General features: G+C 43.9%; 10 protein-coding genes. 6 read left to right on the forward strand and 4 right to left on the reverse strand.

All coding sequences use genetic code 11. The features are described 5' to 3' along the window. Window positions 1-69 precede the first annotated feature (69 nt). The gene (gene sixA / locus KI742_RS15420; RefSeq protein WP_005380537.1) at window positions 70-534 is read right to left on the reverse strand and encodes a phosphohistidine phosphatase SixA; all 465 of its coding nucleotides are present in this window, start codon (window positions 532-534) and stop codon (window positions 70-72) included. Between the two features lie 374 nt (window positions 535-908). Between sixA and KI742_RS15425 the strand changes: the two genes are divergently transcribed. Further along, complete coding sequence (locus KI742_RS15425; RefSeq protein WP_213868038.1) at window positions 909-3686, forward strand: insulinase family protein; 2778 nt, start codon at window positions 909-911, stop codon at window positions 3684-3686. 167 nt (window positions 3687-3853) lie between these two features. After that, entirely contained in the window at window positions 3854-4108 is a 255-nt protein-coding gene (locus tag KI742_RS15430; protein WP_005384444.1) for a hypothetical protein, read from the forward strand. Between the two features lie 62 nt (window positions 4109-4170). Here the strand turns inward: KI742_RS15430 and fadJ are convergent, their stop codons facing one another. Both fadJ and fadI read right to left on the reverse strand, forming a co-directional pair. Beyond that, complete coding sequence (gene fadJ, locus KI742_RS15435; protein WP_005384446.1) at window positions 4171-6282, reverse strand: fatty acid oxidation complex subunit alpha FadJ; 2112 nt, start codon at window positions 6280-6282, stop codon at window positions 4171-4173. Next, window positions 6282-7589: an acetyl-CoA C-acyltransferase FadI gene (gene fadI, locus KI742_RS15440; RefSeq protein WP_213868036.1), complete on the reverse strand. Its 1308-nt coding sequence runs from the start codon at window positions 7587-7589 to the stop codon at window positions 6282-6284. Before fadI ends, fadJ begins: the two co-directional genes overlap by 1 nt. A gap of 720 nt (window positions 7590-8309) precedes the next feature. Here fadI and KI742_RS15445 point away from each other — a divergent pair. The 4 genes from KI742_RS15445 (at window position 8310) to KI742_RS15460 (ending at window position 12792) form a co-directional block, all read left to right on the forward strand. Beyond that, window positions 8310-8885: a sigma-70 family RNA polymerase sigma factor gene (locus KI742_RS15445; protein WP_033907378.1), complete on the forward strand. Its 576-nt coding sequence runs from the start codon at window positions 8310-8312 to the stop codon at window positions 8883-8885. Beyond that, entirely contained in the window at window positions 8878-9609 is a 732-nt protein-coding gene (locus tag KI742_RS15450; protein ID WP_025767180.1) for a DUF3379 domain-containing protein, read from the forward strand. Before KI742_RS15445 ends, KI742_RS15450 begins: the two co-directional genes overlap by 8 nt. A 297-nt stretch (window positions 9610-9906) precedes the next feature. Further along, entirely contained in the window at window positions 9907-11166 is a 1260-nt protein-coding gene (locus tag KI742_RS15455) for an outer membrane protein transport protein (RefSeq protein WP_213868035.1), read from the forward strand. A gap of 309 nt (window positions 11167-11475) precedes the next feature. After that, window positions 11476-12792, forward strand: a complete 1317-nt coding sequence (locus KI742_RS15460) for an outer membrane protein transport protein (RefSeq protein ID WP_213868034.1) — start codon at window positions 11476-11478, stop codon at window positions 12790-12792. A 74-nt stretch (window positions 12793-12866) separates the two neighbouring features. Here KI742_RS15460 and KI742_RS15465 read toward each other — a convergent pair whose 3' ends face one another. Then, complete coding sequence (locus KI742_RS15465) at window positions 12867-13640, reverse strand: VacJ family lipoprotein (RefSeq protein WP_005380523.1); 774 nt, start codon at window positions 13638-13640, stop codon at window positions 12867-12869. Between the last annotated feature and the right edge of the window lie 61 nt (window positions 13641-13701).

A 13701-nucleotide genomic window follows, 5' to 3' on the forward strand; every position in this document is an offset into this window, starting at 1 on the left:
AAAAGGCAGGGATATCCTGCCTTTCTTATTCGGTCTCTAATTTGCAAACACTTATTTTGGTTTAGACACTTATGGCGTAATATGCCATAGCACTTCACCATTTTGTGTTTGTAAATCATATTCAATGCACACTAGCCCTGATGTAGGAAACATCGGTGGTGTCATGTCTTTTACAAACTCTGAAGTCAGATAACCGACCAAAGGCAAATGCGATACGAACAAAAGCGAGTCCAATTGTTCGACTTCTATTAACGCACTTGCGAAATCGAAGACATGCTCGGACTGGCCATAAGGTGTAATATCTTCACAAGTTTCAATGCTTTTTGCAGAGAAATACGCACTGATCTCTTGCCAAGTTTGTTGAGCTCTAATGTACGGACTCACCAACACTTTATCGAATTGCGCAAAACCCTGTTCTTTACAGGCTCTCGCAACCGCTTCTGATTCGACTCTGCCTCTTGGGGTCAATTGTCGTGCTGCGTCTGAATCTGCAAAATGCTCGGCTTCACCGTGACGCATGATGAATATTTTCATGTTATTTCCTAGGGATAGCTAACGCTACCAAAAGGTTGACTGCTATCTTTATTAGATAGACGGGGCTAACTTTAACAATGACGAAACAAAAATACTGATATAATTATCTGTTCATTATACCAATTCGCTTGTTAAAGATAGCGACTTTCTTAACAATCTATTAAAAGAATGTACTCAGTTCATCACACTATTTAACTGTGCAATGAGTTCAGAGCATTCACTCAAACAGTTCTTCCCCATACGCAAACGCGATGGGCCTGTGCAGAAGTCTACGAATAACAAAAATACGGCAAGCAGTATTTGTCGAAACGCAAACTTTGCGCCCCCCGCGAGGGGAGCCTAAATTACTGTAATGCGAAATCTGGAGACGCATCGTGCATCTAAGTCCTAACGATTCAAATCAATACCGCTACATTACCTTGAGCAATGAACTGCGTGTACTGCTGATTCATTCCGATACAGCTCAACAGTCGGCAGCTGCTCTGGCAGTGAACGTTGGACACTTCGACGACCCAAACGATCGCCAAGGTCTGGCACACTATTTAGAACACATGCTTTTTTTGGGTACGGAAAAATACCCTAAAGTGGGCGAGTTTCAAAGCTATATTAGCCAACACGGTGGAACAAACAACGCTTGGACTGGTACAGAGCACACTTGTTTCTTTTTCAATATTGCTCCAAATGCCTTTGAAAGTGCCTTAGATCGATTTAGCCAATTTTTTACCGCACCTTTGTTTAACGAAGAAGCATTAGACAAAGAACGCCAGGCTGTCGACTCCGAATACAAGCTCAAACTCAATGATGATTCTCGTCGCCTGTATCAAGTTAACAAAGAAGTCATCAATCCAGAGCACCCGTTTTCAAAATTCTCTGTCGGAAACTTAGATACTCTTGGCGACCGAGATGGTAAATCCATCCGCGACGAAATTGTGGAGTTTCACCACTCTCAGTATTCCGCCGATTTGATGACACTGACTCTATTTGGGCCACAGCCGCTCGATGAACAGCAAGCTTGGGTAGAAGCCATGTTTGCCGACATCCCAAATCACCATCTTCGTGGAAAATCGATTGATGTACCGATCGGCACTGAGGAAAGCACGGGCATTTTGGTTCAAGTCGAGCCGCTCAAAGAGTTCCGTAAACTGATTCTCACATTCCCCATGCCGGGAATGGATGCGCATTATAGCGTGAAGCCACTCTCCTACTTTGCTCACCTGTTGGGTTATGAAGGAGAAGGCAGTTTGATGCTTCAACTCAAAGAAAAAGGCTGGATTACTTCTCTCTCAGCGGGCGGCGGCGCGAGTGGCAGTAACTACCGAGACTTTACCGTAAGCTGCACCCTGACGCCAAACGGCTTAGATCATGTTGATGATATCGTTCAAGCAGTTTTTCAATACCTCTCGATGATCAAACAAGACGGGTTAGATGAATGGCGCTATCTCGAAAAACAAGCGGTATTAGAATCGGCTTTCCGCTTCCAAGAGCCATCGCGCCCAATGGATCTCGTCAGCCATCTGGTGATCAACATGCAGCACTATCAACCGGAAGACACGGTTTATGGTGACTACAAAATGGCGGGCTACGATGAAGAGTTACAGCGTTCATTGCTGCGATACTTAACCATCGATAATGTGCGCGTCACTTTGATTGCTAAAGGCCTGGAATACAATCGTACTGCCGAATGGTACTTTACCCCGTACTCCGTCACGCCTTTTAGTGAAAGCCAACGTCGTTTCTATCAACAAATCGATCCAAGCTGGCAATTCGTCTTACCGGAAAAGAACCCTTATATTTGCTACGATCTCGACCCCATGCCACTCGAAAATGGTGATTCACTGCCAGAGTTGATTGAGGATCTCGAAGGGTTTCGGCTGTGGCATTTGCAAGATGACGAATTTCGCGTGCCCAAAGGTGTCGTTTATGTCGCTATCGACAGCTCTCATGCCGTTGCATCACCAAAGAACATCGTCAAAACGCGCTTATGTGTAGAGATGTTCCTCGATTCGCTAGCAAAAGAAACCTATCAAGCAGAAATCGCAGGGATGGGTTACAACATGTATGCTCACCAAGGTGGCGTGACCTTAACCCTCTCAGGGTTCAGTCAAAAGCTGCCTCAGTTGCTAGAAGTGATTCTGCACCGTTTTGCTTCTCGAGATTTCAGCCCTGCTCGCTTTGAAACCATCAAACAACAATTGTTACGAAACTGGAGAAATGCTTCACAAGATCGCCCTATTTCGCAGCTGTTTAACGCACTTACTGGGTTACTTCAACCCAATAACCCGCCTTTCGCAACCTTAGTCGAAGCGCTAGAAGAAATCGAAGTCGATGAACTCTCGGTATTCGTAGAATCCATTCTTGCAGAACTGCACGTTGAAATGTTTGTTTACGGAGACTGGCAACGCCAGCAAGCCCATGACATGGCTACGACCTTGAAGGATGCTCTAAGAGTTAACGAGCAACGTTATGAAGAGGCACTTCGTCCGCTCATTATGCTAGGTAAAAATGGCAGTTTTCAACGTGAGGTGCATTGTAACCAGCAAGATTCCGCGGTCGTTATTTACCACCAGTGCGAGGATATTGAGCCTCGTAGTATCGCGCTATACTCATTGGCCAATCACCTTATGTCGGCAACGTTTTTCCACGAAATCCGTACCAAGCAGCAATTAGGTTACATGGTAGGCACTGGCAATATGCCGCTAAATCGTCACCCTGGTATTGTACTATATGTGCAGTCACCTAATGCAGCACCTGCCGAGCTGGTTACCTCAATCGATGAGTTTTTAAATGCCTTTTATATGGTGTTGTTAGAGTTAAACGATTACCAATGGCACAGCAGTAAGCGCGGCTTGTGGAACCAAATAGCAACGCCGGACACCACACTTCGAGGTCGGGCTCAACGTCTTTGGGTTGCGATAGGAAACAAAGACACTGAGTTTAACCAACGTGACAAGGTACTTGCGGAGTTGAAGAAGCTGACGCGCGCAGACATGATTCGCTTCGTTGTGAACGAATTGAAACCTCGTACTGCAAATCGTTTGATCATGCACTCTCAAGGTCAAGCGCATTCGGAGGCTCCGCGCATCCATCTAGGACAAGAAATAGGATCGATTGAAGAGTTCCAACTTCGGCCAAAAGATTGCGGCTTGGGGTGATCTAGTTGCGCAGAAATAAAATTGTCGATTACTAGAATGAACCTACAAACCCATGAGGTTGTCGGTCTCATAGATTGAATCGGCACCATAATTGGCAGAAAATTGAAATTGCGCCATTGCGGCTTATGCTCTAATTACCGCACTAAAAATAACTTAATGAGGTAATCATGAAAAAAGCACTTTTACTTGTGGCTCTTATACTGCCATTGGCATCTGCTCACGCTGAAATCTCAGTCAAAGGCGATGGTTTCGAACTAAGTGACGACTGTGTGCGCCTTAGCGGAGACAATGTATCCATCAAATCAGATGATTGCTCTTCAAAACAGTGGAATGATAAAGACAAAAAAGGTAATAGCAGCGTTCATGGGGACGACAACCCTGGTAAAGGCCACAATAAAGATAAGAAAGACAAGAAGAAGTAACCATTTCTTCTTTATGAAAAAGGCTTGCCACTGGCAAGCCTTTTTCTCTACCGAAGCAACGTTTAATAGAACGTTGTCCCTTCACCAGCTCGAGTAAGCAAGCCATCACATGGCGCGTAACGATCGCCATACTTCGATGCAAACTCATTCATTTTCTCTACGAGCTCTTTAATGCCAAATTGGTCCATGTAACGGAACGGACCACCCAAGAACGGTGGGAAACCAATACCAAATATCGCGCCAATATCGCCGTCACGTGGCGAGCGAATGATACCATCATCCAAACAACGTACCGCTTCATTCAGCATTGGCAGCACACAGCGCAACGCAATATCGTTATCGCTTAGCTTAGATTCAGGGTCGAGCTTAAGCAGTTTGTAAACCGATTTGTCGACATCTTTCTTCTTGCCCTTGTAAGTGTAAAACCCCTTACCACTCTTGCGTCCTTTACGTCCATCATTTAACAAGATATCAAACACATCCGGCCCTTTGAATCGGTCACCTAACTCATTAACCAGGATCGGCATAATTTTCGCGCCAATGTCGACACCAACTTCATCCAACAAGGTAATCGGGCCGACAGGGAAACCAAAATCAAGCAACGCCGTATCAATCTTTTCGATCGGTTCGTTAGCCAACAAAATATGCGCCGCTTCGTTCATGTATGGAGCAAGAATGCGGTTCACGTAAAAGCCCGCTTTGTCTTTCACTACGATCGGGGTTTTACCTTGCTTCTTAGCAAGTGCAACAACTGTTGAAACGGTTTCATCTGACGTCGTTTCATGCGGAATCACTTCCACCAAAGGCATTTTTTCTACTGGGCTGAAGTAATGCAAACCAACTACGTTTTCTGGACGCTCTGCTTTTTCTGCAATTTTGTGGATAGGCAACGAAGAAGTATTGGTCGCAAAGATAGTTTCTGTCTTAGCGTTCGCTTCAATGTCCGCCACCATTTTTTGCTTAAGATCTAAGTCTTCAAAAACGGCTTCAATTACGACATCAATATGATTAAAACTGGTAAAATCGACACCACCAGACAGTTGCAGCATTTTCGCTTGCAGATCGGCCTTGGATAGAATGCGACGTTTGCGCTGTTTCTCAAATAACTTGTAGTTGTAGTTGAGCGCGTTTAAAACGCCATCGTTGCTAACGTCTTTGATGCGAACAGGTACTTTTGCTTTTGCAACAGACACATGGCTGATTCCGGCGCCCATCAGACCACCACCAAGCACACCAACTTTATGAACTGGTGCTGGTTTCGCATCCGTGCCATTTTCTTTCTTCATTTCTGTTGTGGCAAAGAAGATCGAACGGAGCGCTTTTGACTCTGAGCTCATCACAAGCTCACCGAAGCGCTTCGCTTCAAGTTCTTGACCTTTAGCGAAGCCTTTCTCTAAGCCATGTTGAATAACTTCTAGAATTGCAACCGTTGCTGGATAGTTACCGCGAGTTTTTTGATTCGTTTTCTTCGCAGCTTGCTCAAATACAAACTTGCGCCCTAGCCCGCTACCAGACATCACCTTTTCTTTCGTCGATAGCTTTTTCGTGCCCTTGTTTTTACCTTTGTCGATAAACTGTTTTGCTACGTCGAGCAAAATGGTGTCAGGCACACAGGCGTCCACAACGCCCAATTTTTTAGCTTTCTTCGCACGAAGTTGTTTACCCGTCAGGATCAAGTCCAACGACGGTAACAGGCCAATCAAACGTGGCAGACGCTGAGTACCACCAGAACCTGGCAATAAACCAAGTTGTACTTCTGGCAGACCTAAACGCGTTTTGTCAGAATCCGTACAAACACGATAATCACATGCAAGAGCCAGTTCTAAACCACCGCCCAAACATGGGCCATGAATAGCCGCAACGACAGGATAAGGTAAGTCCGATAGCTGCTGGAACAACTCCTGACCTTGCCTTGCTAAGGCTTCCGCTTCACTTGCTGTGGTGCATGCTTCTAGCATTCGAACATCAGCACCCGCAACAAAATTGTCCGGTTTTAGGGAGTGGATGATCATCCCTTTAATACCACTGGAGTCTTTTAGCTGAGCAAAAATTTCTTTCATTTCGTCAGCAAAAGCCGCCTGCAGCGTATTCATTTTTTCATTAGGAACATCGATGGCTAACCAAGCAATATTTTGCTCATCAACCTTTAGACTAAATGCTTTTTGCTCGCTCATTACTCAACCTCCAGAATCATTGCCGCACCAAGACCACCAGCAGCACATGCAGTATTCAATGCAATACCACCGCCACGGCGTTTTAGCTCTCGTAGGGTTTGCGTCATCATACGCGCACCAGTCGCAGCAAATGGGTGACCATAAGCAATTGATCCGCCAAGCACGTTGAACTTATCCATGTCAATTTCACCAATCGCTTTTGAGCGACCAAGGTTTTCTTGAGCAAACTTATCGGAAGCAAACATCTTCACATTCGCCAATGCTTGAGCAGCAAAGGCCTCGTGCATGTCGATCAACGTCAGGTCTGACAGTTCCAAGCCTGTATTTTCAAGCACTTTCGCTGTGGCATAAGTCGGCCCCATCAGCATGTCCTTTTCCACGCCGATAGCAGAGAATGCATAACCTCGGATGTAACCAAGGATCTCCATTCCGAGCTCTTTCGCTTTACCTTCTCGCATCAACATCACTGCCGCACCACCATCAGTCAATGGCGTACTGTTCGCTGCCGTAACACTGCCATACTGACGATCAAACGCAGGTCGCAATTTCGCGTATCCCTCAACCGTTGAGTCATGACGGATATTGTTGTCTTCCGAAATCCATTTTTTGTATGGTTCAGGGAAAGCCGTCATCACTTCATCTTGGATTTTTCCTTCTTTCCAAGCCTGAGAAGCCAGCGTATGAGAACGATGTGCAAGCGCATCCTGTTCTGCGCGAGAAATACCATGTGTTTTAGCCATTTGCTCTGCAGTTTGTCCCATGGATAAACCCGTAGAGTACTCTGCTACTGCTGGTGGCACTGGCATCAGGTCTTTAAAGCTCAAGTTTTTGAGGATACTAAGCTTCTGACCCATTGTTTTTGTCTTACTAAGAGCAAGCAGATTAGCGGCCAGTTTCTTTGATACGCCAATAGGCAGGACGGAAGAAGAGTCTGCACCGCCAGCAATACCAATATCGATGGTTCCCGCCATGATGCTTTCTGCGACATTAACCGCCGCTTGAAAACTCGTCGCACACGCTCGAGTCACACTGTATGCATCAGTATGGATGTTCATACCAGTGCCTAACACGATTTCTCGTGCGATGTTTGGCGCTTCAGGCATTTGTACTACTTGTCCAAATACCACTTGTTCGATTAGCTTCGGATCAATATCTGTTCGAGCAAACATTTCGCTTACTACCATTTTCCCTAAATCGACCGCTGGCACTTGGCTAAATTCCGTGCTTTGACGAGCAAAGGGAGTTCGAAGCCCCGCGACAATAGCGACACGCTCACCATTGCGTGTTTTTACTTCCTGCTTGCCCATTGTTTCTCCTTAAATACAAGAGGTCTGACCTGATGCATTGTAATGAATTTGTTAAATTTATCAAACGTGCGTTTAAATAAACGTGAAGCAAGTAGTTCAATTACTCTACTTCTTTGATTCTTATGCGATTACTAATGGTTAACTATAGAGAGTTAAAACGGTAAGAGGTATACGGAAAGTAAAATCGAAGCAAAAAAAAACCACACATAACTGTGTGGTCGGAATATCTATAAAACAATTAACTTACGCCAATTGAAAAGTAATCAGTTTCCTGATTAGGAGAAAGTAAAGTCAGCCTTCAAAAGGAAGTGTCATCTTGCTCAACATGTTAGTCGCAATGACTAACGAGATGACAAGGTGTACTATAACCCCTTCACTGCTTGATATTTTGAAATAGATCAATTTTATAGTGATTTTACGAGTTTTAAGCTCACCTAGAGCGATTATTGATTCAAAATAATTCAAGAATCCACCATCAGAAGTCCCTTTTAATGCTCCATCGAGTGAACTTATCCAAGCCATTGATTACTAATGATGATATTGTTAACAATATATATCAATTCGTGTTCGATGATATCTGACATTTGCGTATACACTTTTAGGTAACCACATGGCTTATTGTGTCAAAGGGGTTGCATGACAAATCCTGCAACCAAAACCGCTAAGCGATGAAGCAAGTAAAGTCATGCTCAGAACAAATAAGAAACTCACAGAGCGAGGATGGAGGCTCCTGTGGCCATATTAAAAATGTTTGGAAAGAAAAATTCCAACAGTCCGGTCAACTCTGATATGGACAAGCAAAGAAAATACGAAGCGCTCGTCCGAGGGTATCATCGTGACTTGTACCGCTACGCATATTGGTTGTGCAAAGATAAAGCGGTCGCGGAAGATCTAGTTCAGGAAACCTGTCTTAGAGCTTGGAAGTCACTCGATAGCCTCCAGGACGAAAAAGCTGCCAAGTCTTGGCTCATCACAATATTGAGACGAGAAAATGCGCGCCGCTTCGAACGTAAACAATTTGATTTAGTTGATATCGATGATTACGGCAATGATGCTAAAGTCAGCGATGAACCACATCATCAGCAAGAATGGCTGCAGGCACAGATCATGAAGCTCGATGTTGAATACCGTGAGCCTTTATTTCTCCAAGTTGTTGGTGGTTTCAGTGGAGAAGAAATTGGTGACATTCTTGATTTAAATAAAAACACAGTGATGACTCGACTATTTCGCGCTCGTAATCAACTTAAAGAGATGTTGGATTCTCAAGATACCAAGAGAGGACAAAAGAATGGATGATTTAGAATTTCGTCGTCGTATTTTGTCGGATCCAAAACAAAAGGATGAAGAGATTCTGCAAGCTTTAGCTGGTAGCGACGCCAACAATAAGTTTGTTGATGACGTTTTGGATCTCGATGTAAAAATTAAACAAGCCATGAATGTGGATGTACCCGAAGATCTCGCAGATAAGATTTTATTTAGCCAGACGTCGAGTGCACTTGATGAAGAGAAGGTCGTCAGACCAAACTTTGTCCGCAAAGCAATGGCACTTGCTGCTTCTATTGCGTTCACCGCAGGGTTATTAGTTGGTCAAGTAAACTGGGGAAATGTTTTGGTGTCTCCAGCACAAGCCAGTTTAGCGGATACCGCGATGAAACACGTTATTCATGAAGAACCGTTTGTTCGTCATCTTGATGAGGATGTACCGAGCTCGCAAATTAATGCGAAAATGTCGCCATTTCATTACCAGTTTAGTGAAAACTTTCCATATCACGTTTACTACCTAAACCACTGCGGTTTTGGTGAATCCAATGCGGTGCATATGGTGTTCCAAGGTCCAAAAGGTAAAGTAACGTTATTTATTACTGGTATTCCAAGCGAACAAAGTACCGACTTTAATAAGGATGGCATGACCGGAATCGTTCAGCCCGTCGGGAGTTCAAGCCTGATTTTAGTCGGGGAAGAAGGTGAAAATATTGATGCGCTCGCTACGACTCTTGCATCAATGATTAAGCCAATGTAACAACTTCGACGATTTCCAGCCTTCAAAAGGTTAAATGCCGCTAAATGATCTTATTTAGCGGCATTTTTGTATAAATAGAACACAAAACATTCACCACCCCTATCGCATTTAGAGCTTAAACTCTAAATTATGCATTTTAAGTGCAATTTCCCGTCTTTTAGACATCATTTCTGCAATTTTTATTCAATTTTATCCAATGGTCGGATTTGTCCAAGCAATTATTGATACTACTATCTGCGCCACTGAGCAAAAGCTCAATTTATCGTCCAAAGAGACGAATCTAATAAGGAAAAACAAATGACTCAGAACACGCGTCTGTTTAAAAAGACTCTCCTAGCAGTAACGGTAGCTTTTGCCTCAGGTCAATCGATGGCAGCGGGTTTCCAAATCAACGCTCAATCAGCAACTGGCATCGGCCGTGCATTTGCTGGTGATGCAGTAATCGCAGATAACGCCGCGGTAATGGCTCGTAACCCAGCAGCAATGGCTCTATTTGATAAAATGGAACTTTCGTTAGGCTTCGAAAGCATTACTTCAATGATTGAAGTGAAAGATGCGAAATATAACGTTAATACTCCTTTGGGCTCCAGTACTGTAAGTGTTGCTGATACTGATGATGTGGGTGATACGTCAATAGCTCCAAACATTCACCTAATCGTTCCAGTAAATGACAAGTTTGCATGGGGCGTAAACGCATACTCTAATTTCGGCACTAAAACTGAATTTTCAGATAACTACACCGCAACCGAGTACGGTGGTCTTACGGATGTAAAAAGCTTCAACTTTGGATTGGCGGGTTCTTACCGTTTAAACGAACAATGGAGCTTTGGTGCTGGTTTAGATTTAATCTACGGCCAAGGCACAATGAAGCGTACAACTAGCTCTTCAGTCCCAGGGGTTGGCGGTCAAAAAATTCTGGACGTAGATAAAGCTGATGGTTGGGCTGTTGGTTTTAACGTTGGTACTGTGTACGAACTAGATGAAAACAACCGTTTTGGTCTAGCGTATCGTTACAGCCCTGAATTTACGGCGAAAGACGACAAAGGTCAGGAAATCACGCTACCTCTACCAGATATGGCCGAGTTTTCTGGTTTCCACAAAATCCAAGACACTAAGTTTGCTGTACACTACAGCATCCAATACATCGGTTGGAAAGATTTCGACCAAATTGATTTTGAGAACCTAAATCAGGGTTTACTTAGAGGTGGTTACTCGAAAGACTATCAATGGCAAGATGGCTGGCACTACGCAATTGGTGGTACTTACTACCTAAACAACAACTGGACACTTCGTGCTGGTTACATGTACGACACAAGCGCTCAAGATAAAGTAACGTCTATCTCGGTACCAGACTCTGATCGCCAGTGGTTCTCCACAGGTTTCTCTTACCATATTGATAATAGCTCAAACATCGATTTTGGCTTCACGTACTTGTTAGGTGAAGATGTAAAAGTTAATGAGAATACTCAATTATCTCCTGTTCTTTCTACCGGTGTAACAGCAACAACTCATGCTGATGCAATTCTATTCGGCTTACAATACAGCCGTAGCTTCTAAACGCTTCGCTGTTAGTTAGTAGAAAAATACTTTATATAAAAGGCTGGATTTCCAGCCTTTTTTCATATCTGCGATTTATTGCCCACTCAATTTGAGTGAACACGTGTATCTAAATCTCACAATTAGGACGCACAGCTGTTCGCTGAATTCCGTTTACAAGCCTTTCACAGTTAGATTATTAAACCGCACAAATAACATTTAAAAGCATAATATTCCAAATAACCACTTACGCTGGATTTTCATTTCTAAAGTAAAAACTCTACCTTTAAACTTTTGTCCCACGTTATAAACAAATCAGCGAACATTCGAATGAAAACCAACAAGACTCTTCTATCAACAGCAGTGGCATTAAGCCTACTTGGCGCAACGGGCATGGCTAACGCAGCAGGTTTCCAACTTGCTGAATATTCTGCAACAGGCCTAGGTCGAGCATATGCTGGTGAAGCTGCAATGGCTGACAACGCAAGTGCACAATGGCGTAACCCAGCAATGCTAACTTATTTGGAAGGCACTCAAGTGTCCGTTGGTGCAATCTATGTGAACCCAAATATTGATATTGAAGGTGATGTAAACTTCCACGGTAGCACTTCTTCTGCATCTTCAGATGACTTCGCACATGATGCAATCATTCCAAACTTCTACCTATCACACCAATATAATGAGAAATTCGCGATTGGTTTGGCATTTGGCACCAACTACGGCATGGAAACCGATTTAGGTAAAGGCTTTGGTGCCTCGCACTTCGGTAACGAAGCAAGCGTAACGACAATGGAAGCGAACTTGAACGCAGCTTACAAAGTCAATGAATCAATCAGCGTTGGTGGTGGTATCCGTTACATCATCGGCGAAGGCAGCTTTGGCGCAGCAGCTCCTAAGAATAACGTTGTAGGGTTAAATCCTGAAACTAATCAACCAATCAGTGTTCCTCAAGGTACTGCTCTAAAATACATGGAAGGTGACGATACCGCTTGGGGCTGGCAAGTTGGTACAGCATGGCAGATCAATGAAAATAACCGTATCGGCTTCGCGTACAAATCTGAAGTTGAACTAAAGCTTGAAGGCCATGCTGAAGGTCTTGGTTTTGGCTTCGATACTTCTGAACGCGACAACGGCTACATGTATCTAAACCTGCCTGCAACGGCTGAATTGGCAAGCTTCCACCAAGTAACAGACCAACTTGCGTTACACGCAAGCGTTAACTGGACGGATTGGAGCTCTTTCGAGAAATTGGAAGCACGTCTAAATACTGCTGGCACGCATATGGTTAAAGTAGAAAACTGGGAAGACAACTATCGCTTTGCTGTTGGTGCTACTTACCAGCTTGATCCTAAGCTAGCGCTACGCACTGGTATTGCATACGATACTTCAGCGGTAAGCGACAAAAACCGCACGATTACTATTCCAGAAACTGACCGCACTTGGCTAAGTATTGGCGCAACGTACGATTGGACGAAAGACTTCAGCCTAGACGCTGGCTTCACCTATATTTTTGCGAAAGACGCACCAATCGTTGAGTCTCGTGGTTACAAGTCAGACGACACTGCAGAACAAGTCGGCGGCCAATTCGTAGGCGAAACTACGGGTAATGTTTGGCTAATCGGTGTTCAAGCAAACTACCGTTTCTAACCAAGCTGCAAAATACAAAAAAGGCTTAGTATCAGCTAAGCCTTTTTTCATTTCTCGATTATGAAGAACAACGCTTAAAAGTCTTCTAGATATTCATCTAAATACTCTTCTTCTTCGATGTTAACTTCTTCTACCGTTTCAACTTCTGCTTTAAAGTTTTGACGCTGTATATAAACATCGCGAGTTAGAATATATGGATCCGGCGACGAGTCTAGCTGCGCTTCTTGCGGTACTAATAAAGCACGCTTCTCCATTCCTTCAAACGCCCACTTACCCAAACTCGCCCAGAAGTTGAGATAAGAGAGGGGTAAATACGTACTATCTACGGTATCTGTCACTTCACGTAAGGTATACGGACCATAACCTGGAACCATGAAGTAAGGACCATTTCCAACACCATAGTGGCCTACTGCATCACTGAACGCTTTCTCGTCGTACTTCGTAATACCCGCGGCACTTGCAATATCGAATAAACCGAAAATACCGAACGTCGAGTTAATCCAAAAACGGTTAAAGTGGTCCACAGCTTTCGTACCATTACCCATGATTAAGTTATTAACCATGCTTGCTGGCTCATCTAAGTTCGATAAGAAGTTAGCGATACCAGAACGAATAGGAACTGGCGTGTATTCTACATACGCAAGTGATACAGGACGAACCAAATACGGATCTAAATATTCGTAGTTGAGTTCCCACATGGTTCGGTTAAAGCCTTCCAACGGGTCATACACATCAGAAGTCGTTTGATTTGTTTCTTGTCCTGTTACTGCTTCATCAGGCGCACTTGAACAGCCAACCAGTCCAACGGCTAACAGCAACAAGAAGGTAGATTTACCCTTGTTATACATTTTATTTTCCATAACGACTATTAATGTACCTAAGTCACCCCGATTAACCATTGTACGTATG

Source organism: Vibrio sp. D417a (genome assembly GCF_030248595.1).
GTDB lineage: Bacteria > Pseudomonadota > Gammaproteobacteria > Enterobacterales > Vibrionaceae > Vibrio > Vibrio alginolyticus.

What these genes read in the sequence shown, in the direction of transcription:
- fadI (WP_213868036.1), bottom strand. Translation starts at nt 7,589, where the DNA reads ATGGGCAAGCAGGAAGTAAAAACACGCAATGGTGAGCGTGTCGCTATT.
- KI742_RS15450 (WP_025767180.1), top strand. Translation starts at nt 8,878, where the DNA reads ATGGATGATTTAGAATTTCGTCGTCGTATTTTGTCGGATCCAAAACAA.
- fadJ (WP_005384446.1), bottom strand. Translation starts at nt 6,282, where the DNA reads ATGAGCGAGCAAAAAGCATTTAGTCTAAAGGTTGATGAGCAAAATATT.
- KI742_RS15430 (WP_005384444.1), top strand. Translation starts at nt 3,854, where the DNA reads ATGAAAAAAGCACTTTTACTTGTGGCTCTTATACTGCCATTGGCATCT.
- KI742_RS15465 (WP_005380523.1), bottom strand. Translation starts at nt 13,640, where the DNA reads ATGTATAACAAGGGTAAATCTACCTTCTTGTTGCTGTTAGCCGTTGGA.
- KI742_RS15455 (WP_213868035.1), top strand. Translation starts at nt 9,907, where the DNA reads ATGACTCAGAACACGCGTCTGTTTAAAAAGACTCTCCTAGCAGTAACG.
- sixA (WP_005380537.1), bottom strand. Translation starts at nt 534, where the DNA reads ATGAAAATATTCATCATGCGTCACGGTGAAGCCGAGCATTTTGCAGAT.
- KI742_RS15445 (WP_033907378.1), top strand. Translation starts at nt 8,310, where the DNA reads ATGGAGGCTCCTGTGGCCATATTAAAAATGTTTGGAAAGAAAAATTCC.
- KI742_RS15460 (WP_213868034.1), top strand. Translation starts at nt 11,476, where the DNA reads ATGAAAACCAACAAGACTCTTCTATCAACAGCAGTGGCATTAAGCCTA.